At 58.3% G+C, this 23,076-nt stretch carries 22 protein-coding genes; 9 read left to right on the top strand and 13 right to left on the bottom strand.

Annotated features, from left to right (window positions below; translation table 11 throughout):
* Positions 1 to 34: 34 nt before the first annotated feature.
* The gene (locus tag WKI41_RS21560) at positions 35 to 970 is read right to left on the bottom strand and encodes an endonuclease/exonuclease/phosphatase family protein (RefSeq protein ID WP_340195465.1); all 936 of its coding nucleotides are present in this window, start codon (positions 968 to 970) and stop codon (positions 35 to 37) included.
* A gap of 311 nt (positions 971 to 1,281) precedes the next feature.
* Here WKI41_RS21560 and petA point away from each other — a divergent pair, with 311 nt between their 5' ends.
* From petA to WKI41_RS21535, 5 genes are all read left to right on the top strand, one after another.
* Positions 1,282 to 1,860, top strand: coding sequence for a ubiquinol-cytochrome c reductase iron-sulfur subunit (petA, locus tag WKI41_RS21555; protein WP_340195464.1), 579 nt, complete (start codon positions 1,282 to 1,284; stop codon positions 1,858 to 1,860).
* Between the two features lie 13 nt (positions 1,861 to 1,873).
* Positions 1,874 to 3,157 (top strand): cytochrome b, encoded by a 1,284-nt coding sequence (locus tag WKI41_RS21550; RefSeq protein ID WP_340195463.1) that lies wholly within the window; start codon positions 1,874 to 1,876, stop codon positions 3,155 to 3,157.
* Positions 3,158 to 3,169: 12 nt separating this feature from the next.
* The gene (locus WKI41_RS21545; protein ID WP_340195462.1) at positions 3,170 to 4,087 is read left to right on the top strand and encodes a cytochrome c1; all 918 of its coding nucleotides are present in this window, start codon (positions 3,170 to 3,172) and stop codon (positions 4,085 to 4,087) included.
* A 175-nt stretch (positions 4,088 to 4,262) separates the two neighbouring features.
* On the top strand, positions 4,263 to 4,655 hold the full coding sequence (locus WKI41_RS21540) for a GFA family protein (RefSeq protein ID WP_340195461.1): 393 nt from the start codon (positions 4,263 to 4,265) through the stop codon (positions 4,653 to 4,655).
* 85 nt (positions 4,656 to 4,740) lie between these two features.
* Positions 4,741 to 5,283, top strand: a complete 543-nt coding sequence (locus WKI41_RS21535; RefSeq protein WP_340195460.1) for an adenine phosphoribosyltransferase — start codon at positions 4,741 to 4,743, stop codon at positions 5,281 to 5,283.
* 83 nt (positions 5,284 to 5,366) lie between these two features.
* Here the strand turns inward: WKI41_RS21535 and WKI41_RS21530 are convergent, their stop codons facing one another.
* The 8 genes from WKI41_RS21530 to WKI41_RS21495 all read right to left on the bottom strand — a co-directional run bounded on the left by WKI41_RS21530 (position 5,367) and on the right by WKI41_RS21495 (position 13,524).
* Positions 5,367 to 5,834 carry a MaoC family dehydratase gene (locus WKI41_RS21530; RefSeq protein ID WP_340195459.1) on the bottom strand — a complete coding sequence of 156 codons (468 nt, stop codon included), beginning with the start codon at positions 5,832 to 5,834 and terminating at the stop codon, positions 5,367 to 5,369.
* Complete coding sequence (locus WKI41_RS21525) at positions 5,831 to 6,286, bottom strand: MaoC family dehydratase (protein ID WP_340195458.1); 456 nt, start codon at positions 6,284 to 6,286, stop codon at positions 5,831 to 5,833. The genes WKI41_RS21530 and WKI41_RS21525 overlap by 4 nt, the downstream gene beginning before the upstream one ends.
* 357 nt (positions 6,287 to 6,643) lie before the next feature.
* Positions 6,644 to 7,747 carry a redox-regulated ATPase YchF gene (gene ychF, locus WKI41_RS21520; protein ID WP_340195457.1) on the bottom strand — a complete coding sequence of 368 codons (1,104 nt, stop codon included), beginning with the start codon at positions 7,745 to 7,747 and terminating at the stop codon, positions 6,644 to 6,646.
* Positions 7,748 to 7,860: 113 nt separating this feature from the next.
* Entirely contained in the window at positions 7,861 to 8,487 is a 627-nt protein-coding gene (locus WKI41_RS21515; RefSeq protein WP_340195456.1) for an exopolysaccharide biosynthesis protein, read from the bottom strand.
* Positions 8,488 to 8,674: 187 nt separating this feature from the next.
* Positions 8,675 to 9,391 carry an aminoacyl-tRNA hydrolase gene (pth, locus tag WKI41_RS21510; protein ID WP_340195455.1) on the bottom strand — a complete coding sequence of 239 codons (717 nt, stop codon included), beginning with the start codon at positions 9,389 to 9,391 and terminating at the stop codon, positions 8,675 to 8,677.
* A gap of 87 nt (positions 9,392 to 9,478) precedes the next feature.
* Positions 9,479 to 10,207 (bottom strand): substrate-binding periplasmic protein, encoded by a 729-nt coding sequence (locus tag WKI41_RS21505; RefSeq protein ID WP_340195454.1) that lies wholly within the window; start codon positions 10,205 to 10,207, stop codon positions 9,479 to 9,481.
* Between the two features lie 20 nt (positions 10,208 to 10,227).
* Positions 10,228 to 12,624: an EAL domain-containing protein gene (locus WKI41_RS21500; RefSeq protein ID WP_340195453.1), complete on the bottom strand. Its 2,397-nt coding sequence runs from the start codon at positions 12,622 to 12,624 to the stop codon at positions 10,228 to 10,230.
* 261 nt (positions 12,625 to 12,885) lie between these two features.
* Complete coding sequence (locus WKI41_RS21495; protein WP_340195452.1) at positions 12,886 to 13,524, bottom strand: 50S ribosomal protein L25/general stress protein Ctc; 639 nt, start codon at positions 13,522 to 13,524, stop codon at positions 12,886 to 12,888.
* 281 nt (positions 13,525 to 13,805) lie between these two features.
* On the opposite strand from WKI41_RS21495, the gene WKI41_RS21490 reads away from it, so the two are divergent.
* The 4 genes from WKI41_RS21490 to WKI41_RS21475 all read left to right on the top strand — a co-directional run bounded on the left by WKI41_RS21490 (position 13,806) and on the right by WKI41_RS21475 (position 19,030).
* On the top strand, positions 13,806 to 14,765 hold the full coding sequence (locus WKI41_RS21490; RefSeq protein WP_340195451.1) for a helix-turn-helix domain-containing protein: 960 nt from the start codon (positions 13,806 to 13,808) through the stop codon (positions 14,763 to 14,765).
* Positions 14,766 to 14,924: 159 nt separating this feature from the next.
* Positions 14,925 to 16,442: an aldehyde dehydrogenase gene (adh, locus tag WKI41_RS21485; RefSeq protein ID WP_340195450.1), complete on the top strand. Its 1,518-nt coding sequence runs from the start codon at positions 14,925 to 14,927 to the stop codon at positions 16,440 to 16,442.
* 205 nt (positions 16,443 to 16,647) lie between these two features.
* On the top strand, positions 16,648 to 18,162 hold the full coding sequence (locus WKI41_RS21480; protein WP_340195449.1) for an ArnT family glycosyltransferase: 1,515 nt from the start codon (positions 16,648 to 16,650) through the stop codon (positions 18,160 to 18,162).
* Entirely contained in the window at positions 18,152 to 19,030 is an 879-nt protein-coding gene (locus WKI41_RS21475; RefSeq protein WP_340195448.1) for a phosphatase PAP2 family protein, read from the top strand. Before WKI41_RS21480 ends, WKI41_RS21475 begins: the two co-directional genes overlap by 11 nt.
* Before the next feature lie 46 nt (positions 19,031 to 19,076).
* On the opposite strand, the gene WKI41_RS21470 is transcribed toward WKI41_RS21475, so the two are convergent.
* The 4 genes from WKI41_RS21470 to pgeF form a co-directional block, all read right to left on the bottom strand.
* Complete coding sequence (locus tag WKI41_RS21470; protein WP_340195447.1) at positions 19,077 to 20,009, bottom strand: ribose-phosphate diphosphokinase; 933 nt, start codon at positions 20,007 to 20,009, stop codon at positions 19,077 to 19,079.
* Between the two features lie 268 nt (positions 20,010 to 20,277).
* Positions 20,278 to 20,985 (bottom strand): hypothetical protein, encoded by a 708-nt coding sequence (locus WKI41_RS21465; RefSeq protein WP_340195446.1) that lies wholly within the window; start codon positions 20,983 to 20,985, stop codon positions 20,278 to 20,280.
* Positions 20,986 to 21,068: 83 nt separating this feature from the next.
* Complete coding sequence (locus WKI41_RS21460; RefSeq protein ID WP_340195445.1) at positions 21,069 to 22,220, bottom strand: M24 family metallopeptidase; 1,152 nt, start codon at positions 22,218 to 22,220, stop codon at positions 21,069 to 21,071.
* Position 22,221: 1 nt separating this feature from the next.
* Positions 22,222 to 23,016 carry a peptidoglycan editing factor PgeF gene (gene pgeF, locus WKI41_RS21455; protein WP_340195444.1) on the bottom strand — a complete coding sequence of 265 codons (795 nt, stop codon included), beginning with the start codon at positions 23,014 to 23,016 and terminating at the stop codon, positions 22,222 to 22,224.
* Positions 23,017 to 23,076: the final 60 nt, after the last annotated feature.

Raw genomic sequence — 23,076 nt, 5'->3', positions numbered from 1 at the left:
GCCGTAAGCCTTTGTCTTCAATCGCTCTGTCGACTTATTCCGCAGAGATCATAAAGTCCGCAATCAGCCCGTAGTGGTTGGAGCCCAGATTGTCGGGCAAGCGCTTAACGCTGATCAACGTCGCAGGCTTGCGGGCGAAGACATGGTCAATGGCAATGCCGAAGCGACCGGCTTCAATCGGCCATGTCGCGGGTTCCCAGCTGACTTTCTGCAACTGCGCATTTTCCATGAAACGGCGCATATCCGGAACCACGCTGGCGGAGTTGAAGTCGCCACCGAGAATGACTGGCCCTTTCAGGTTTCTCAGCGACCGCGCCAAGTTGAACAGTTCGTCACTGTGGTACTCATCGAAATAGGGCTTTGTCAGATGCGCCTGCGCGAGATTGAGCGTGACGCCATCCAGGTCTATCTGTGCAAAACCGGAGCGCTCCGGACTGACAAAGCTCAGCGTGCCGATCCTGGTATTGCGCAACGGGCGCTTGGACAGCATCAGGAGATCGCAGGACGATGTTCCGGTGCCGCAGCCAAGGCGATAGGGGTAGGTCTGTTGCAGGCGCGGCAGCACGCCACGAACAGCGCCCGCTTCCATGACGTAGACCACGTCCGCCTCTGACGCCAGGATGGCATCGGCGATTGATTCGGCGCTCCTGCGATTCTCTCGCAGCACATTGAATGACATCAGGCGAAAGGGTTTGGCTCCAGCTGTATACTGGCCGTCCGTCGCAAAATCATACTGCATCGAGACCGCGTGCGCGCAGAGCACGAGCGACCAGATCAGAAGCGCGATGAAGAGGCGCGAGCGCAGGAAGATGAGGCAGATGACGCAGGCAATAGCGGCCAGCACTGCGATGTGCAGCTGAAAGCTGGTGACGAAGGCCAAAAGCCAAAAATCTTTGATATATCTGATACTTATTGAAAAAAGAGCTGCGATGATCGCCATCGAGGCGATGCAGGTGAGCCGTGCTTTCACGCGTAAATTCCCGTCTTCTCGCGCTCCCGAATGTCGCTTAGCACGGGCCATGCCCGCACACAATGTTGCACGATAGACAGCCAATCGCGAAAAACGGATGAAAAAGATGCGGCCCGAGGCGAAATTACGGCAGCTTTGTGTGCTTTCCTCTTGCCAAAGTCGAGCATATTTTGCGATCACACATATCAAGCGCGATTTTGTCTTCGCGCAAGCATGGCCGAGACCCTGGGGATGGAGTTTGTCTTGGATCAAATCGGAGCGGGAGGACTCATGCGATTTTCAACGAAATTAGCGCAGAGGATGGTGTAGCGGTGAGCGAGCACGTAAATGACCATGACGCGTCGGGTGAACCCACTCGTCGCGATTTTCTTTACCTTGTGACGGGTATGGCGGGTGCTGTGGGCGCCGCCGCCGTTGCTTGGCCTTTCATCGACCAGATGCGCCCCGATGCATCCACGCTCGCACTCGCTTCCATCGAGGTCAACGTCGCCAGCGTCGAGCCTGGCATGTCGCTGACCGTCAAATGGCGCGGAAAGCCGATCTTCATTCGCAACCGCACCGAAAAGGAAATTCAGGAAGCCAACGCCGTCGAGCTGGCTCAGCTGAAGGACCCTGTTGCCCGTAACGCCAACCTTGCGCCCGATGCACAGGCCACCGACATCGACCGCTCGGCCGGTCAGGGCAAGGAAAACTGGATCGTCATGATCGGCTCCTGTACTCACCTCGGCTGCGTTCCGCTCGGTCAGGCCGGCGATTTCGGCGGATGGTTCTGTCCCTGCCATGGCTCGCACTACGATACGGCGGGCCGCATTCGCAAAGGTCCGGCGCCGGAAAACCTGCATATTCCGACCTTCGCATTCACATCCGATAGCGTGATCAGAATCGGATAAGGGGACAGATGAAATGAGTGGTCATTCCAGTTACCAGCCATCGACCGGCATCGAGAGATGGGTCGATTCCCGCCTTCCGCTTCCGCGTATGATCTATGACAGCTTCGTAGCCTATCCGGTTCCGCGCAACCTGAACTACGCCTACACTTTCGGCGCCATGCTTTCCGTCATGCTGATCGTCCAGATCCTGACGGGCGTGGTGCTTGCCATGCATTATGCTGCGGAGACGACGGTTGCCTTCACCTCCGTCGAGAAGATCATGCGTGACGTGAACCATGGCTGGTTGTTGCGCTACATGCATGCCAATGGCGCGTCCTTCTTCTTCATCGCGGTTTATCTGCATATTGCCCGCGGTCTGTATTACGGTTCCTACAAGGCTCCGCGCGAAATCCTCTGGATTCTCGGCTGCGTCATCTTCCTCCTGATGATGGCGACCGGCTTCATGGGTTACGTTCTGCCTTGGGGCCAGATGTCCTTCTGGGGCGCAACGGTTATCACCGGCTTCTTCACCGCTTTCCCGCTGGTCGGCGAGTGGATCCAGCAGTTCCTGCTCGGCGGCTTTGCTGTCGATCAGCCGACGCTGAACCGCTTCTTCGCGCTTCACTATCTGCTCCCCTTCATGATTGCCGGTGTCGTTATCCTGCATATCTGGGCGCTGCATGTGACGGGCCAGACCAACCCGACAGGCGTTGAAGTCAAGAGCAAGACGGACACGGTTCCGTTCACGCCTTACGCAACGCTGAAAGATGCGCTCGGCGTTTCGGTCTTCCTGATCGCCTATGCCTGGTTCGTCTTCTACATGCCGAACTTCCTCGGCCACCCTGACAACTACATCATGGCGGATTCGCTGAAGACGCCGGCTCACATCGTGCCGGAATGGTACTTCCTGCCGTTCTACGCCATGCTGCGTGCCATCACCTTCAATGTCGGCCCGATCGATTCCAAGCTCGGCGGCGTTCTGGTGATGTTCGGTGCGATCGTCGTCCTGTTCTTCCTGCCGTGGCTAGATACCTCCAAGGTTCGCTCCGCCGTGTATCGTCCTTGGTACAAGCTGTTCTTCTGGATCTTCGTTGCCAATGCCATCATGCTCGGCTGGCTCGGCTCGCGTCCAGCAGAAGGTCTCTATGTGACGATGTCGCAGTTGGGCACACTCTACTACTTCGGCTTCTTCCTCGCCATCATGCCTCTTCTCGGCCTGTTCGAGACGCCACGGCGGATCCCGAATTCGATCACCGAGGCCGTTCTCGAAAAGAACGCCAAGGCGACCACAGATACGCCTGCCGGCGTGAAGATCTGAGTGCGGGAGACAATGATGACAGTAAAGAAGCTTGTAACGGGCATCGCGCTCATGGCCGTCCTCGGCGGGTTTACCGCTACGGCGGCAGAGGAAGGCCACGGCGATCTCGCGGCGGAAACGACCCATGCGATTGCAGGCGGGCACTTCCCCATCCTGAAGCCGCATGAGGAAACCTGGTCGTTTGCCGGTCCCTTCGGCAAATATGACAAGGGTCAGCTGCAGCGCGGCCTGAAAATCTACAAGGAAGTCTGTTCCGCCTGCCATTCCATGAACCTTGTTTCTTTCCGCACGCTGGAAGGCCTTGGCTATTCGGAAGATCAGGTGAAGGCTTTCGCTGCGGAATATGAAGTGCAGGACGGTCCGAACGCAGACGGTGAGATGTTCACCCGCAAGGCCGTGCCATCCGACCACTTCCCATCGCCCTATCCGAACAAGGAAGCGGCTGCTGCCTCCAACGGTGGCGCCGCCCCTCCGGATATGTCTCTGCTCGCCAAGGCGCGTGGTGTGGAACGCGGTTTCCCGCAGTTCATCATCGACATGATCCCGATCGTCGGCGGTTATCAGGAAGGCGGCCCGGATTACATCCATGCGCTGCTGACGGGATATCAGGAGCCGCCGGCTGGCATCAAGAACCCAGATGGTTCGGATTACAAGGTTCCGGAAGGAACGCACTTCAACCCGTATTTCGCCAGCGCCACATCGTTGAAGATGGCTCCGCCGATCAGCAACGATCAGGTGACATACGATGACGGCACGCCGCAGACGCTTGAGCAGTATTCGAGAGACATCTCGGCCTTCCTGATGTGGGCCGCAGAGCCGCACCTGGAACAGCGCAAGCGCACTGGCTTCATGGTGATGGTGTTCCTGTTCATCTTCACGGCACTGCTCTACCTCACGAAGAAGTCTGTTTATTCGCGCAAAGAGCACTGATAGCTTTTAGCAACTGCGTTTTACGGCCCCCACGGTCTTCCGCGGGGGCCTTTTTATTGAATTGCAACGGCTGGCGATCCTTGAGGCTTGCGATCTACGCTTCAAGATTTACCGTTCGTCCGTCGCCGCAGAACCTTTCGACACTGCGCGCGACCTGCTGTGGGAAGGAGCTATGATGGCAAGGCTTCGTCAAGGAGGTTGTCTGTGTGGCTCGATCCGCTTTGAGACAAAGGCTGAGCCGCGCAATCTTCACACCTGTTCCTGCGAGATCTGTCAGCGGCACTCAGGCGCGACCAGTCTCTCATGGGCCGAGTTCGACAGGGACGATGTTCTTTGGGCCGGTCCGGGCGGTACACCATCCACCTATCGCTCCTCCGATTATTCCAGCCGCGCCTTCTGCGCCGCCTGCGGTAGCACGCTTGGCGCGATCGACGACGATCCGATCATTGCGCTTGTCTGGGCAAGTTTCGATGACCGGGAGGATGAGGCGTTGGTGCCCGTCTCGCATTCCTTCGAGGATGTTTGCCCGCTATGGGCAAAGCTACCGGGCATGACGACCTCAGAGTGAAAGCCGTTCCTTTTTCGTTGGTTCGCGGACATCAACTTGATAAGGTGCCGCCACCCTCCAATTCGCCATCTAAAGTGGACATATCATGACGACCATCGCCACGGAACTTGCTGCCGCCATTCGCTCGATCAACGATTATCCGAAGCCCGGCATCATCTTTCGCGACATCACCACGCTGCTTGGCAATCCGCGCGCCTTCCGTCGCGCTGTCGATGAACTCGTTCATCCCTATGCCGGCACCAAGGTTGACAAGATTGCCGGCATCGAAGCGCGCGGCTTCATTCTGGGTGGCGCCATGGCGCATCAGCTTTCCACTGGTTTCGTGCCAATTCGCAAGAAGGGCAAGCTGCCACATACGACTGTGCGTGTGGCCTATAGCCTCGAATATGGCGTAGACGAGATGGAAATGCATGTGGATGCCGTACAGCCAGGCGAGAAGGTCATTCTGGTGGATGACCTGATTGCGACCGGTGGAACGGCTGAAGGTGCCGTGAAGCTCCTTCGGCAGATGGGCGCCGAGATCGTCTCGGCTTGTTTCGTCATCGACTTGCCCGATCTTGGCGGCCGCAAGAAGCTGGAAGAGCTTGGCGTCGAGGTGCGGACGCTCGTGGAGTTCTCCGGGCACTAATTGGAAGGTGGGGCACGGGGCCGTGCTCTCTATAGATGGTCCGTCGCGCAAAACCTGCTGTCTTGCGCGACGTGGCGTGAACTCTATTCGAACTCCAGCACCTTGCTTTCGAACGTCACGACAAGCTGGCCGTGCTGGTTGACGCCTTCATTCAGCGTTGTGTTCAACAGCAGGCCCGGCCGCGAGGCGAGGGGGCGGGCGGCGAGCAGAGTGGCAAAGTAGGTGACGTCGTCGCCGGCGTAGACCGGGTGCAGCCATTTGAGGTTGGCGATGCCGGGGGAGGGCCCGAGCTTAGGAGGCTCGATGCCTTCGCGTGTCAGCCGCTTCACTTCCTTCGTCCAGTAGCTGAGGAAGCACTTCATCCACGATGCGCTCGTCTGCCAGCCGGACGCGCAGAGGCCTTCGAAGACGGAGTTCTTGGCGCCGTCTTCGCTCAAGTGAAATGGCTGGGGATCGAATTTTTCCGCATATCGGATAATGGATTCAGCCGAAAAATGGATCGTGCCGAGTTCGAGCTTTTGGCCGACAGGGTAGAGCTCGGTGAATTTCATGGGGTCGCCTCCCTGGAGGTTGCCAGCATGGCATTCAGTTCGACGATGCAGACGGTTTCACCATGCTGGTTCTGCAGTTCATGGCGAAGCTTGACCACGCCCCGGTCTGGCCGGGATTTTGAGACACGCCGCTCCACGACCTTGGATGTACCGCTCAGCGTATCGCCCGCCAGAACAGGCTTCTTCCATTCGACGAAATCGACTCCGAGGCCCGCCTGCGGATCGGACTTGCCTATGTAGCTATCCACCGCCATGCGCATCAACATGCCGCAGGTGTGCCAGCCGGAAGCGGCGAGTCCACCCAGAATGCTGGCTCTACCGGCTTCCTCTGAGAGATGCATGGGCTGCGGATCAAACTCCTCGGCGAATTCGATGATCTCCTCCGCCGTCACGGTTTTGGGTCCAAGCGGAAAGCTGCGCCCAGGCGCAAAATCTTCGAAACTGTATTTCACGAGCTAACTCCTCCGTCCCGTGATGCGTAGAGCCTGAACCGAAGACTGAAAGCGTTTCGGAGCGACGATGTCTGTCACATTCCTCTGCGTCGAGCTTCAAACACACTCTGGATGCAAGCTAACGCAAATGTTATCTTTACGTAAAGGTCAGATTGCTCACGGGCTGATGAAAGTGGGTAATAGATGAGAGTCGGAAGCGGCAGGTAATAGGTGTCGTGGACGTCGATACCGCTGTAGAGGCTTGCTTTGCACGCCCCCGTAAGCCTCCACAAAATTGACGTTCAAGCGGAGGACGGCACGACGCATCGTTGCCGTCCAAGAGCCACGGGTGTTGAACCACCCGCAGCAGAAATCCGATCAGGTATTGAAGCGGAAGTGGATGACGTCGCCGTCTTGCACGACATATTCCTTGCCTTCATCGCGCCCCTTGCCAGCTTCTTTGGCGCCGACTTCGCCCTTGTAGGCCACGTACTCGTCATAGCCGATGGTGAAGGCACGGATGAAACCGCGTTCGAAATCGGTATGGATGACGCCGGCGGCCTGCGGTGCTTTGGTGCCACGAACAATGGTCCAGGCACGGCATTCCTTCGGGCCTACGGTGAAGTAGGTGATGAGGTCGAGGAGGTGGTAACCTGCGCGGATCAGACGGTCGAGACCCGCTTCTTCGAGACCGAGCGCTGACAAGAACTCCTTGGACTCGTCTTCCGGCAGCTGTGCGACTTCGGATTCGATCGCCGCGGAAATGATCACGCATTCCGCACCTTGCGCCTTTGCCATTTCGGCAACAGCCTTGGTGTGTTCATTGCCGTCAACGGCATCGGCTTCCGCCACGTTGCAGACGTAAAGGACTGGATGCGAGGTCAGAAGGTTGAGGCCCTTGAGGACTTCGATCTCATCGGTGGCAAGCGTCTTCAGCAGGAGGCGAGCTGGCTTTCCCTCATTCAAAAGCTTGATGACGGCTTCCATGACAGGAAGCTGTGCAAGCGATTCCTTGTCCTTGGAGGTGGCGCGCTTGCGGGTCTGCTCGACGCGGCGCTCCAGGCTTTCCAGATCGGCGAGCATCAGCTCGGTCTCGATCGTGTCGGCATCGCCGACCGGATTGATACGGCCTTCGACATGGGTGATGTCGTCGTCTTCAAAGCAGCGCAGAACATGAACGACGGCGTCGACTTCGCGGATGTTTGCCAAGAACTTGTTGCCGAGGCCCTCGCCCTTCGACGCGCCACGCACCAGACCGGCAATATCGACGAAGGAGATGCGGGTCGGGATGATTTCCTTCGAGCCGGCAATGTCGGCCAGAATGCGCATGCGCGAATCCGGGACGGCCACTTCACCGGTGTTCGGCTCGATGGTGCAGAAGGGATAGTTTGCCGCCTGTGCCGCTGCCGTTTTTGTCAGCGCGTTGAAGAGGGTAGACTTGCCGACATTCGGCAGGCCGACGATACCGCATTTGAAGCCCATGGCTTAAAACCTGTCTTTAACTTTTGAAATTTTCGTTGCGAGCCTTTTGCGGAAACGCCGAAGCAAGGTCAAGCCTTGTTGCAGCAAAGGGCGAGAAATCCGCCCTCTTCACCCTACATCGCTGGCTGTCCGTATCCGAACCAGGCCGATATCAGTGCCCAGCCACCATAGACGATGGCAACTGAAAAGAGCACCGATACGACCGCGAGAACCAGCCCGCCGAGAAGGGCAAGATCGTCCTTTTGTGCCAGCGCCAAGGCGATAATCAGCACCGTGATGCCAGGCAGCATGTTGCCAAAGGGGATCGGGAGCGCAATGATAACGGCCATCAGAAAGATGACGATGCCGATAAACGCCGGTCCGGCAAAGCGCGCCAGCATGTGGCCGCGTGGTTTCAGCAGCGCTTCCAGCTTCTCCAACCGTGGGGCTGCCTTGTCTGCCGTCAGCTCGATGATCGATCGTGAAACGGAAAGCCGTCCGAGCACGCCCGGAAGAACGAGCCTTCGCGCCCGAAACATCATCTGCAGCGACAGGATGGCAAGCGCCGTGCCGAAGATCATGCCAGCCGGAATGCCCGGCGTCGGGATGATGGCGGGAATGGCGAAGACAAGCAGCACGAAGGCAATGGCCTTGTCGCCAAGTCGATCCAGCAGACAATCTAGCGTCACACGTTCTGGGAGGTCATGTGGCAGACGCTTGAGCGCTGCCGCCATGCTTTGATGGGCCGCTTCCTTATCCATGGAGCGCCCTGTTCGGGAAGATCACAATCAAATGGCCGATATTGGTCATGCGCAAAGAGATGGTGAGGTCGCGCTGTGTTTCAAGGCGCCATATGCCTCAATCCTGCGTCATGCTCCCGCCTGATCAGCGGCAGAACGTTTCTATTCAACAATGAAAACGCTCTAGACCCGGCGACGACTTTTGTCCTCAATCCTTCTTGCCGAACATCTTCTTCAGCATCTCGGCCATGGGTCCGGTCTCCGGCAGTTTTTTCGGCTGCGTGTGGTTTCTCGCCTGGTGGATGTGGGATTGTGCTGCCGGCTTTGCCGCTTTGGCGGGCTTCTCCACTTCGCTCTTTGCGCCTGTCGCAAGAGCCAACTTATTCATAAGCTGGGAGTCTTCACCCTTCACCAGCATGGCAGCATTATCGGCAATAGCGTCGAGAAGGGGATCGAGCCAGGTCTTGTCGGTCTTGGCGAAATCGCCGAGCACGTGACCATGCACGCGGTCCTTGTCTCCCGGATGGCCAATGCCGAGCCGTAGGCGGCGATAGTCCTTGCCACAGTGGGCGTCGAGAGATTTCAAGCCGTTATGGCCACCATGTCCGCCACCGATCTTGATGCGAGCGCGCCCGGCGGGGAGGTCCAGCTCGTCGTGGATGGCGATGATGTCGCCGGGCGTCAGCTTGTAGAAGCGCATGGCTTCGCCGACGGATTCGCCGGACAGGTTCATGAAGGTCAATGGTTTCATCAGCAGGACCTTCTCTCCCGCGATCTCTCCTTCGGAAATTTCCGCTTTGAACTTTCTCGACCAAGGCGTGAAGGAGGGCAAGCGTTGCAGGGCATCGACAGCCATGAAGCCGATATTGTGCCGGTTGCCGGCATACTGGTTGCCAGGGTTGCCGAGGCCAGCAATGATGATCATGGACGAAATTCCGTTTCACTCAAATCGATAGACTTCACCAACGCGAAACGGGGCGGGTGTCAACTTCTTTATGCGTGCGCCAAGCGGTTAGTCGCTGATGATCAGACCGTACTTCTCGTAAATGCGTCTCTGGGTACCATCGGCGATCAGATCGTCGAGCACCTTCTGCATTTTCTCGATCAAGCTGTCCGGCACACTCCTGTTGCAGGCAAGACCAAGCCTCTGCCGGCTGAAGGTGATAATCTCTTCAAAGTCGTTGGGGGGAAGGTTCTTGAGCGCGCTTTCCGACATCGGCATCAGGTCGATACGGCCTGCGGTGAGCTTTGAGAGCGTATTGTTGAAATCTGCGCTGATATCGATTCGGGAGAAGTTCATCGAGCGGAGCAGGGCTTCGGTATAATCGTTGCGCTGCGTTCCGACGGTATACTGTTTGGCATCCTCCAAGGTCTTGATGTTCATGACATGCCCCTGACGCCCGACCAGAACATTGCGATCGGTGTGGATGGGAGAGACCCACTTGAAGCGCGGTTCGCGCTCCGCGGTGCGAGCGGCTGCGAAGACGCAGTGCATGGGAGACGTCTCGGCCAGCGTAATTGCGCGCGCCCAAGGCATTACGGTCGCTTCATATTGTGTGTCGGTGCGCTCCAGAATGATCTTCAGCTGATCCCAGTAGACACCGCTTGGCTGCCCGTCGGCATCGCGAAGATTATAGGGCGGATAATATTCGGTCGATAGAAAGAGCTTCTCAGCGCTTGCCGACGTTGCCGCCAGCATGCAAATCGACAGACCTATCGATACAAAAATTGCTCGGAACACTGCTTCCCCTCCCACAGCGTTTATTGTGCAGCTTTCAGTCTTTCTCCGTCCTCCAACGGGACCCTATAGGCCTCAATCAAAGACTGTATCGCGCGCGGTCTGGAAAACAAATAGCCTTGGCCGCAATCCACGCCGATCTCTTGCAGCATCGTCTTCTGTTCTTCGGTCTCGATGCCTTCGGCAATCACCAGGCAGTTCATCTTGTGCGAGATCGCGCTGATGCCTTCGACCAGCATTCGGCTTCTCTTGCTGATGTCGGGCGCGTCATTGCTGATAGAACGCGTGAAAGACTGGTCGATCTTGACGATATCGACAGGGAAGCGGTTGAGGTAACTCAACGACGAATAGCCCGTGCCGAAATCATCGAGCGCAATGCGGCATCCAAGTAGGCTGATAGCATTCAAGACGGCGCGCACCTGCGGATCGTCATGCATCATCACCGCTTCGGTGATCTCCACCACAAGGCGCTGGGGCAAGATACCGTAGCGGTGCAGCAGACCGGCGATGCGTGTCGGGAGACCGGCTTCAAACTGCTGGGCGGAGAAGTTGACGGCGACATAAGCCTTTTCGAGACCAGGAACATCCGAGATTTCGGCGAGGTTGCGGATGGAATGTTCAAGCACGCGGTTCCCAAGCCGCTTGATGCTGCCATTCTCCTCTGCCACGCGGATGATCGGGCCGGGCGGCAGAATGCCTTTACGCGGATGGTTCAGGCGCATCAGGGCTTCGAAGCCGCAGGTCGTGCCCGTCTGCATGTCGAGAATGGGTTGGAAGTGCGCTTCCAGCCAATTTTCATCGATGGCGAGTTCGATTTCCTGCTCGATTTCGGCCCGCTGACGTGCCTCGGTCATGATTGCGGCGTCGAAAATCTGTGCACCATTCTTGCCGGCACGCTTCTTGGTGTACATGGCAAGATCGGAATGCTGCAGCAGTTCCGAGGCGCTCGCGGCATGTTCAGGATAGATGGCAAGACCGATGCTGGCGCTGAGGCGAATGCTCTGGCCATCGACGATGAAGGGATCGTTGAACATCGCGCCGATCTTGTCGCAGAGTTTCAGCGAGCGTTCCTCGGCGTCCGATCCTGCCAGCAGGAGGGCAAACTCGTCGCCGCCAAGCCGCGAGGCTGAGTCCAGCGGATCGAGAGCAACTTTCAGGCGGCCAACGAACTGCTTGAGAACCGCATCACCCGCAGCGTGGCCGAAATTGTCGTTGATGCCCTTGAAGCGGTCGAGATCGATGAAGAGGCAGGCAAGCTTCGTCTCCGCCGCATCGGCGTCCAGAATCTTCTGGTCCAGCATCGCTTCGAAACCCTGGCGGTTCAGGAGCCCCGTGAGGTGGTCGGATATGGCCTGGAGGCCGTTGCGCTGTTCGGACTGGCGAAGCTCGGTGACATCGGTCATCACGCTCAGCACATCCGCGCTGGCCTCCTCAAGACCAGTCTCCAATGTCTTCTCGGCGATCAGCACATCCATCGAGCGCCCATCCGCGCAGATGAAGCGGACTGTGACTTCAGCCGCGTAGGATTCATCATTATGGTCAGACGGGCGGTTCTGATGACGCTGGCGAAAATCTTCGCGATCATCGGGGTGGAGAAACGCTTCAAATGCGCGGCCAAGCGCTTCCTCGCGGCTGTAGCCCGTTGCCTTGACCCAATAGTCGCTGACCGCTGCAACGCGATTTTCCGGATCAAGTGAAAACAGCATGGCAGGGGTGCGGTTGTAGATCTCGGTCGTGCGCCGATGCGCGCGTTTGATCTCGTGCTCTTCCCGTTCGAGCTGGGTCTGCATCTCGTTGAAGCTTTGGGCGAGCCGTCCCATCTCGTCGCGGGAGCGCCAGTCCACATGGTGGCGTGAGCCCAGCCTGCGGGTAGCCTCGATCGCAGCCGTCAGGCGCAGAAGCGGGCGCATGATCATCATCCGGTTACCGGCAATGGCGGCGCCGAACACCGTCAAGATTGCCAGAATGAAGATCGACAGAAAGGAGAGCTCGATACCGTTCAGCGAAGAGAACAGGCCGACATTGCGGAAGAAGATCTTGATCGTCCCGACTTTGGTTTCGCCGTCGAGGTTCTTGTAGAAAATATCGCGGCTGATCGACGACATATCCTCGCTTCGGGGTCCGCTCGATGTCTGGGTGACGTCGAGCTGGCCGAAACTGTCCTTGACCCGGACCATGTAGATTGCAGGATCGGTGATCAGTGTGCCGGTAATCTGGTTGATGCTCTCATCGTCGAGATCCCAAAGAGGACGTCCGAGCGCCTGAGCATTGGCGACGATGAGGATTTCAAGCCGGTCTGCCTGGGATGAGATCGCGGCATTATACGAGAGTGTCAGCAGAACCGTAAAAAGCGGTGCGACGATAGCCAGCAATGCGCCGGATACGATCGCCAGAAATCGCCTTTCTACCGAATGGGTCATCTGCCCCTCTTGATCCTCAAAAGCTCCTGTTCAAGCGGTAAAAGCTCAAGCGCCGTAGGACGTTTTCGATTGCGCGAGGGCCTTTTCCAGCTGCGGTTGTAGAGCCAAAGATTTGAGTTATCGTTTCGGAGAATGCTTAATCATTTCTTGAACGCGACACAGTTCAGGAAAGGCGCTGATGCCGGGATTGAGTCGTGCTTAACACGCAAAAAAGCCCCGCAGCTTTCGATACGGGGCTTCTTGAAAAAAACCGGACAGGTCTTATTCGGACTTGTTTTCGTCTTCTGCAGCGTCTGCTTCTTCAGCAACAGGTGCTTCGTCTTCAACAACGTCCAGAACCGGCGGTACGATCGTTGCAACAGTGAAGTCGCGATCGGTAATCGTCGGCGTAACCGCCTTAGGCAGCTTGATCTGCGAGATGTGAACGCTGTCGCCGATCTTCAGACCTTCGAGGTCGACGGTGATCGCGTCCGGAATCTGGTTCGCAGGAACGGTGGCTTCGATCGTGTGGCGAACGATGTTCAGAACGCCGCCGGTCTTGATCTCGGACTTCTCTTCATTGATGAAGTGAACCGGGATTTCGACGGTCACGTTCGAGTTGGCCGAAACGCGCAGGAAATCCACGTGCATCGTGAAGTCACGAACCGGGTCCAGCTGGTAGTCCTTCGGCAGTACCTTGTACTTCTGGCCGTTAACGTCGATCGTTGCGATCGTCGTCATGAAGCCGCCGCCGTGGATACGCTTGGTGATTTCGTTGGTCGAAATCGCGATAGAAATCGGGGCCTGCTTGTCACCATAGATGACAGCGGGAATCAAACCGTTGCGGCGAAGTTCACGAGAGGACCCCTTACCAACTCGTTCGCGCGCCTCGGCCTTGAGCTCATAAGTTTCTTTGCTCATGGCATTTCCTTTTCGAGGTTATATGGAGAGTTCAAACCGGCATTGCCTGGCAGGAACTGGGGCGGCGCACGCGCCAACCCGACCGTGTTGCCTCCAAGGGTGTCTACACGGATGCGCGCGCTATAGTATAAAGTCTTCGTAAACGCAAGGCCGTGCGAGCGTTCCGTTCGATCACGCGTTCCGCTTGGATCGTGACCTGCCTGCGGCACCACATGCGACTATTTTACGGTTGAAAGCATGGCGCAACGGGCGCACCATAACAGAAGCTTTGGGAGGAGCCTATGTCGAACGACGCCGCACATGCCCATCATGTCTATGAAAGCGCCAACCGTTCATCGGCTGCCGCAAGTTCCTCAATCGTCGCCTCCTGGCGGCGTTGCATGACGATGCATCATCTGGCGCCGGAGGAAAACCGCAAGCCGATCTTTCTTTCGGAGGCGGAGTTTCGCAGGGCGCGCGACGAGGCCTTCGATCTTCTGGCGGAGAGTGCCGACGAAATCGACCGCATCTTTTCGACCGTCGGCAGGGCCGGCTGCTGTCTGCTTTTGACCGATGCCAAAGGTGTGGCGCTTGAGCGGCGCGGTGCTGCGGGTGACGATGACGATTTTCGAAAGGCAGGGCTCTGGTCCGGTGCGCTGTGGAGCGAGGCGAGTGTCGGCACAAACGGAATCGGCACGGCACTGGCTGACGAGCGGCCAGCCGTAGTTTACCGCGATCAGCACTTCTTCAGCTCCAACATCAATCTCTCCTGCACCACGGCGCCAATCCGCGATCATCGGGGCCAAGTGACGGGTGCGCTCGACATATCCACCTGCCGGGATGACATCAACGAACTGACATTCTCCATGGTGACGCAGACGGTTCGAGATGCCGCACAGCGCATCGAGGGCAACCTGTTTCGCCGCGCCTTTCCAGGCGCGCGCATCCTGATCGTGCCGTCAGCGCAATCGACGATGCTGTCACTGTTGGCCGTCGATCAGGACGACATCATTCTCGGGGCAACGCGCGCCGCGCGGCTCGCACTGCGTCTCGATGACGCGAAGATTGCACAAGGCATCCCCGCATCGGATGCGCTCAAGGAAGAGCGGCACGATAAGGGGAGTGACTTGATGGAGGCAGAACGTGCGGCTCTGAGGCGGGTTTTGGCGCGTACGAACGGCAACGTCACCCAGGCGTCCGAACTGCTTGGGATCAGCCGCGCCACGCTGCACCGAAAGATGAAGAGGCTCGCGGTGCATTGAACTGGACGCGCTCGCCTTGATTGCTAAGGCTGTTGTCGCAGATGTGAAACACTGTGCACTGCGGAACGGCCTAATGCCCCTTTGATTTGCCCGATTATCGGCACACCCTCCCGACACGCGATCGTCCAATGATCGTCGTTCATCAGGGAGGATGAAAACATGAACATCCAGGTTCAGCACAAAGCGGGTGAAACTCCGTTCAAACTGAAATACGGCAACTATATCGGCGGCGAATGGGTGGAGCCGAAATCCGGCCGCTACATGGGCAATATCTCCCCAGTTACCGGTCAGAAGATTTGCGAAGTGCCGCGATCCGATGCCGACGATATCGAAGCCGCACTTGATGCCGCGCATAGGGCGCGCGCAGCCTGGGGGCGCACCAGTGTCACCGAGCGCTCCAATATTCTTCTCAAAATCGCTCAGCGGATCGAGGATAACCTCGACCTCATCGCTCGGGCGGAAACCTGGGATAACGGCAAGCCGCTTCGCGAAACCACCAACGCGGATATTCCGCTGACCATCGATCACTTCCGCTATTTCGCAGGCTGCATTCGCGCGCAGGAAGGGTCCATCGGGCAGATCGACAATGATACCGTCGCCTATCATTTCCACGAGCCCCTCGGCGTAGTTGGCCAGATCATTCCCTGGAATTTCCCGATTCTGATGGCGGCGTGGAAGCTTGCGCCGGCACTTGCTGCCGGCAACTGCGTGGTGCTGAAGCCGGCCGAACAGACGCCGGCGTCTATCCTGCTCGTCATGGAGCTGATCGAGGATCTTCTGCCGCCGGGCGTCGTCAACATTGTCAACGGGCTGGGCACCGAAGCCGGCAAGCCGCTGGCGCAGAGCAACCGTATCGCCAAGATCGCCTTTACCGGCTCGACCTCAGTCGGCAAGGAGATCATGCGCTACGCAGCCGACAACATCACCAATATTACGCTGGAACTTGGCGGCAAGTCGCCGAACGTATTCTTTGCCGATGTGATGAATGAAGACGATGCCTTTCTCGACAAGGCGCTGGAAGGCTTTGCCATGTTCGCGCTGAACCAGGGCGAAGTCTGCACATGCCCGTCGCGCGCGCTGGTGCATGAATCGATCTACGACCGCTTCATGGAAAAGGCGCTGAAGCGGGTGCAGGCGATCAGCCAGGACGATCCTCTGAATGCCTCCACCATGATCGGTGCGCAGGCGTCGCAGGAACAGTTCGACAAGATCATGAGCTACCTGGAGATCGGCAAGAAGGAAGGCGCGAAGGTGTTGACCGGTGGCGACAAGAAATCGCTTTCCGGCAATCTCAAGGACGGCTTCTACATCCAGCCGACGATCTTCGAAGGCAACAACAAGATGCGGGTCTTCCAGGAGGAAATCTTCGGTCCTGTCGTCTCCGTCACCACCTTCAAGACGGTGGAAGAGGCGATCGAAATCGCCAATGACACGGTCTATGGCCTTGGTGCCGGTGTCTGGAGCCGCGATACCAACCTGGCATACCGCGCAGGTCGCGGCATCGAAGCCGGGCGTGTGTGGACCAATTGCTACCACGCCTATCCGGCAGGGGCCGCCTTTGGTGGTTACAAGCAGTCGGGCATCGGTCGCGAGACCCACAAGATGATGCTCGATCATTACCAGCAGACCAAGAACCTGCTGGTCTCCTACAGCCCGAACAAGCTAGGCTTCTTTTGAAAGGCTTTGATGAGACACCGGCGGTGCTCCCGCCGGTATCGTAGTCCGCTTCACGCGCTGAACTCTTTATTTCGAGGCGCTTCGAATTGACGTAATGGTGTCATTAATCAGGCGCATATCGTCCTCGTTCTTTTGAGCGGTTCGATATGCGCCATTTCTTTTTTCATTTTTCGAAAGTCATTTTCTTATTCAGGTGGTGCCACCTATGAGTGGAATCGCTGGACATTTTCAAGGTGCCGACGGCACTCACCGATTCGAGACGGATAGGATGCAATGGGGGTCAATTGCGCTCTTCTCAGTCCTCGGCGTCACCCTGTTCCGCATCGTCTGTCTTGCCTTCAACCGCACCGATCTCTTTGTCGATGAAGCGCAGTACTGGCTGTGGAGCCGGGAGTTGGCGTTTGGCGCCTATTCCAAGCCGCCGCTGATCGGCTGGATCATTCGCTTGACCACGTGGATGACGGGCGGAGAGGGGGCGTTCGACATCCGTCTGGCGGCGCCCATCATGCATGCGATGACGGCTGCCGCGATGTTCTATCTAGGGCGGATGATCTACGATGCGCGGATCGGAGCGCTTGCCGCGATCACCTACATCACGTTGCCGGGCGTCTCGCTTTCCAGCCTGTTGATTTCCACCGATACGCCGATGCTGTTTTTCATCGTCATATCGCTGATCCTGTGGCGCAAGCTTGCGGCAGAGCGTGAGAACGGCGGACCACTCGGCTTGATGCTGGCGGCAGGGCTTGGCTTTGCAGTTGGGCTCGGCTTTCTGTCGAAATACGCCATGGCCTTTCTCTTTCCCTTCGTGCCGCTGGCGGCAGTGCTGGACAAAGGCTGGCGGGTGCGGTGGTCGCATGCTTTGCTGGCTGGTCTCGTTGCCACGGCTGTGGTTGCGCCGAACCTCTGGTGGAACTACGCGCATGACTTTGCCACCGCACGTCACACGGTGTCCATAGCCCATTGGAATGCCGCGGGGCTGAACTTCGGGTCGGCTCTCGGCTTTTTCGGTGCACAGGCTGGGGTGGTCGGTCCCTTCGTCTTCATTGCCATGCTGATGGCCCTGCATGACATGAGAGCGCCGACGGTTCGCTCCCTCTGTGTGCTCAGCATTCCGCTTCTCCTGCTGATGACGGCGCAGGCCCTGATCTCGCGCGCCTTCGCCAACTGGGCCGTCGGCGCCTATGCAGCAGGCCTCCTGCTGGCAACACCGTGGCTTGCGGCACGGCCGCATTGGCTGCAGGCGTCGCTCATTCTCAACACCGTTGTCGCAATCATCCTGCCGCTGCTCACCATCTTCGGCACCGACTTGCGGCTTCCCAATGGCGATCTGGCATTGAAGCGCTATCTGGGCCGGTCTGCTCTGGTATCCACAGCGATTGCGGATGCAAGAAGGTTAGGCGCTCACGTCCTCGTCGCGGACGATCGGTCGTTCCTGGCGGAAATGTTCTATCAGTTGAGAGACGATCATCACATGTCAGCGCGCGCGTGGAGCGAGGGTGCTGAGCTTCCGTTCAGTCACTATGCGCTTCTCTACCCGCTGCAGCGGCAAGAGGCGGCCAACGCGCTTCTCCTATCGCGTGCCGACTCGCTTCCGGGCTGCATGAAGGATGAGCCGGCGCAGGCTCAATGGGTTGCGACCGCCGGCTTTATGGAGCGTGCCACGGTCGGTCTCTGGAAGATTCCAGCCTCCTGTCTCGAAGGCGTGAAACATGGACCATGACATCCTCCACATGCGCCTCACCATCTGGCTGACCATCGCAACGCTCTGCGCGGTCATCGTCTTTGCGGCTTTCCCTTTTCTGGACCTTAGAACCTCCACCCTCTTCTTCAACGGACAGGCAGGCGACTGGGTGGGCCGCAGCCCCGACTTCATGTTCTGGAGAGATGTGTTGCGTCACGGCGGGGAGGTCTTTGCCGTTACCACTTTTCTCATCTTCCTCGGCAACATCCTGATTGGCCGCACGCAACAAACCGGCTGGCGCGTCTGGGCGTTCATCTGGGGCAACACCCTTCTCTGCGCAGGACTGCTGGTCAATGGCATCCTGAAGACCTGGCTCGGCCGCGCGAGACCGGACGTTATTCTCGAATTCGGTGGCGCACAGACATTTACGCCGGCGTTTCAGCTCAGCAATCAGTGCTTCAAAAACTGTTCGTTTTCATCCGGCGAGGCGGCGCTGATTGCAAGCGTCGTGCTGCCGGTCTGCGTTCTGCTCTGGCCGCAACTCCCGCGTATGGGCAGGGTCGTCTGCACCGCGGTCGCTGCCTTGCTGATTATTGCAACAGCTGCCATGCGCATGGCCGCTGGGCGGCATTTCCTCAGCGATACGATGATGTCGATCCTCTTTGCCGCACTGACGACGCTCGTTCTTTACCGTCTTCTCGCAATTGGACGGCATCGGCACGTTCTCGGCGTCCGGCCCGTCGTCCTGGACGTGTCGGTTATCCTTCGCCGATCGAGTTCTCATGGGGTTGGGTTTGCGAAGATCATGCTTAGCCAAATCGGACAGGTGGCGGCGGGGCTTCCGATGCGGATTGCGAAGGAGCGACCACTGTTCACACCGAGCCAGTCACGGGTTGCTACGGACTAGCAACGCGCGGGCTTCAGCTTTGAGATGATCGAAATGCTTCGACGTTTTAGTCGAAGAGGCCCGAAACCGACTGTTCCATCGCGGTGCGGTTGATCGCTTCGCCAAGCAGAGTTGCCGTGGTGATCACGCGGATATTGTGCGCGGACTGGACTCCGGTCGTTGGCTGGATGCTGTCGGTGATGACGAGTTCGCGCAGTTTGGAAGATGCCACGCGGGCGACGGCGCCGCCGGACAGAACGCCGTGAGTGATGTAGGCGGTGACGCTGGTCGCGCCGTTCTTGAGCAGCGCTTCTGCGGCGTTGCAGAGTGTGCCGCCGGAATCGACGATGTCGTCGATCAGAATGCAGTCCTTGCCGGAGACGTCACCGATGACGTTCATGACTTCCGATTCGCCTGGGCGGTCGCGGCGCTTGTCGACGATGGCGAGAAGACAGTCGAGACGCTTGGCAAGCGCGCGAGCGCGGACCACTCCGCCGACATCTGGAGAAACGACCATGACGTTATTGGTGTCGTAGTGTTCCTTGACGTCACGAGCGAGGATCGGCGCGGCGAAGAGATTGTCCGTCGGGATATCGAAGAAGCCCTGGATCTGACCAGCGTGAAGATCGAGCGTCAGGACGCGATCGGCACCTGCTTCGGTAATGAGATTGGCAACGAGCTTTGCCGAGATCGGTGTTCTCGGACCGGCCTTACGGTCCTGGCGGGCATAGCCGAAATAGGGAAGAACGGCGGTGATGCGCTTTGCCGAGGAACGACGCATGGCGTCGATCATGATCAGCAGTTCCATTAGATGATCGTTTGCGGGGAAAGATGTCGACTGGACGACGAAGACGTCCTCGCCGCGTACATTCTCACCGATTTCTACGAAGATTTCTTGGTCCGCAAACCGTTTTACTGTGGCATTTCCCAGGGGAACATTGAGATACTTGCAGATCGCTTCGGCCAGATGCCGGTTCGAATTGCCTGCGAAAACCTTCATGGGTGCCGCCTGTTTTCCATGCCATCGCTTGAGCCCGGGATTTTAAGTCTGTTCCGCGGCCAGTGCGTCGTTCAACGGGAAGGAATACCCGGCCCAAAAGGGGCGCCGGACATGCCGTTTTGCCATGGGCGCCTTAATAGCGCTGTTGCCTGTGAATGCAATAGGCGGAACCGCGTTACCCATGATTTTCGTGAAAACTTTGTGACTCGACTGTTGTCAAATGTCTCTTCAATCGATTGGATTGGCCAAGCTGTTTTCGACCGAGACTTTATCCACGGCTGCTCTGCCGCCACGCCTGGTAGTCATCCAGCGTCTTGGCCGCGATCTTCTGCATGACGCCATCCGTGACCGCTGACCACGGGTCGCCGCCGCGCGATGCCACTGCTTCCTGTCCCTGGAGGCGATGAAGCCGAGCACCATTGGCGTCGAGGATGTCCCAGACATAAACGATCGTCACCTTGCCGCCATCTTCGAAGGCCGAGAGGTAGCCCTTCAGGATGTTGTTGGCAGAGGTATCGGCTGAAGGCAGGATCGTCAGCCCCTTGGCGCGAGCTTCGGCGCCCAGTTGTCGCGATAAAGGGGTGACGGCTTGTACCGGCGCGCCGATGATCGGCAGGAAGCGGATGCTGGCAGCGCCGGATGGGGCGAGTGCCGCGGTTTGATGCTGCGGTTGAGCCGCAGACGGCTGCTGAGGCTGGCGGTTGACCGGCTGACCATATTGAACGCCGCTCGTCATCGCTTGCGCCTGCGCCTGCAATGTGTTCTGCGGTGCATAGGCCGGCACCTGTGGAGCAACACCGGAACCGGAGCGATCCGCGGCAGCGGCCATCTGGTCGAGATCGCCCTGGTTGACAGGAGTGGATGGCGCTTGGCTGTGCCCGACATTGACCTGCGGCGTCAGCGCATCGCTGGTGTTGCAGGCAGAAAGAGCCAATACGAAGGCCGGAACTGTAAGGACCGCGCCGAGCCGCTTCATGCCCTGTATCTCTTCATCATTGGCTCCGTCCTCCCCAGGATGGTGCGATTAAAGTGCGGTTTGGGTTTGGAGTCAAACCGCCCTCAGGCCGTCAGCATGTCGAGGCTATGACGGGATAGCGACTGCGGCGCACCCTCGGTCGTCACATAGGTCTGGCCGAGCGTCATCGCGATGCCGGCGTCGCTATCCATGATGATCATGTGGACGAAGAGCGTCATGTTGGGCAGGATTTCCTGCGTGTTTCCCGCATAGAACATCTGGTGCTCCATCCAGGACGGGGAGAAGCGCGCGCCAAGCGAGTAGCCACAGGCATTGAGCCGGTGGCGGGTCAGACCGCGCTCATCCATGATCTTCGCATGGACATCGAAGACGTCGCCGAAGGTATAGCCTGGGCGAAGGACCTCTTCGATGGCGCGCATGTTTTCTGCGCAAGCATTGTAGAGTTCCTTGTGGCGGAACTCCGGTTCGCCGATGACGACGGTGCGCATCATCGCGGCATGATAATGCGCGCTTGCACCTGCCCATTCGAGCGTGATCTGATCCTTGGCGTCGAGCTTGCGGCGGCCTGCCTTGTAGCGGCACAGTAGTGCATCCGGGCCGGAGCCGATAATGAATTCGTTGGCGGGATAATCGCCACCGCCGGAAAAGACAGCACCCTGCATTGCAGCCAGAATGTCGGCCTCATCCGCGCCCGGCTTGATGAGCGCGATGGCCGCATCCAGGGCTTCATCGGCAAGTTCTCCAGCGCGCTTTGCATAGGCAATCTCGGCTGGGCTTTTGACGAGGCGAAGCGTGCTGACAAGGTAGGAGGCGTCAACGATCTGACAGAAGCTTGCCAATTGGTTGTCGAGCAGGCGTGCCACTCTGCCGGTCATGCCATGGGTGTCGAATTCGATGCCGACGCGGCAGCCGAGCAGATCCATTTCGCTCATGAGGTTCTTCAGATCGAGCGTCGGATCGGCATTGAGGCGATCCACCCAGATGACGATGTTCTCGATATTGGAGGTATGGCGCGCCTGGCGCAGATCGGCGGAGCGGGTGAGGAGCGCCACCGAGCCATCGGCCTTGACGATCAACGTCTGGAAAAAGCAATAGCCGAACGTATCGTAGCCGGTCAGCCAATACATGCTTTCCTGGGCAAAGAGCAGGACGGCATCCAGCTTTTCCTCTGCCATCTTCTCGATCAGGCGGGCACGACGGGCCTCGAATTCGGCGGGTTCGAAGTGTAGAGCCATCTTACGTCTCCAAAATTGCTATTGCTGAGATCTGTCGACCGTAATCCGGTTCGGATAGATGCGTGGTCCTGCGGAAGGAGAAGAAACGCTTGTCATCCGGATAGGTGCAGAGATTGAGATTTTCGGCCTGGACGCCTGCTCTTGCGAGCCGGTCCATGGTCAGTTGCTTCAGGTCGAAATAGGCATGGCCCTCATTCGGAGAGGGGGCGAAATATTGTTCATAGGTGGGGTCGAGCCGCTTGAGGTCTTCAACACGCTCCGGCCCCACCTCATAATTTTCCTGCGCGATGGAGGGGCCGAGCGCGGCAACGATGTTTTCGCGGCGCGCGCCGAGCGCGATCATGTTCTCGATGGTGTTTTCCAGGACCCCATGAACTGCGCCCTTCCAACCTGCATGCGCCGCACCCACCACGCCAGCCTGGCGGTCGGCAAAGAGGATCGGGCCGCAATCGGCGCTCAGCACGCCGATGACAATCCCGGGCGTTGCGGTCACAATAGCGTCCGCCTGCGGCCTCTCGCCATCATATGTCTCGTCGACAACCACGGCATTGGGAGAGTGGATCTGATGAACGGTAGCCAACTTTTCGACCGGCAGGCCAAACCAGCTGGTGACGCGACGACGGTTCTCCAACACCGATTGACGGTCGTCTTGCGAACCAAGGCCAACGTTCAGGCCGCGGTAGATGCCTTTCGAGACGCCACCTTCGCGGGTGAAGAAACCATGGCGTATGCCGTTTTCGGATGCCGCCCCGAGCAATGGGCTCTGAACGGGAAGCGGCAGCGTGTCGTCCTGCATGAGGTGTTCAATCCTTTGCGGTGTCGCCGATATTTTGAGGGATGATTCTGAGCGCGTGTT

This window comes from Agrobacterium larrymoorei (genome assembly GCF_037722385.1).
Lineage (GTDB): Bacteria > Pseudomonadota > Alphaproteobacteria > Rhizobiales > Rhizobiaceae > Agrobacterium > Agrobacterium larrymoorei_C.
The sequence above is the reverse complement of the archived record's forward strand: the minus strand, read 5'-3'. Positions and strand labels throughout refer to the sequence as shown.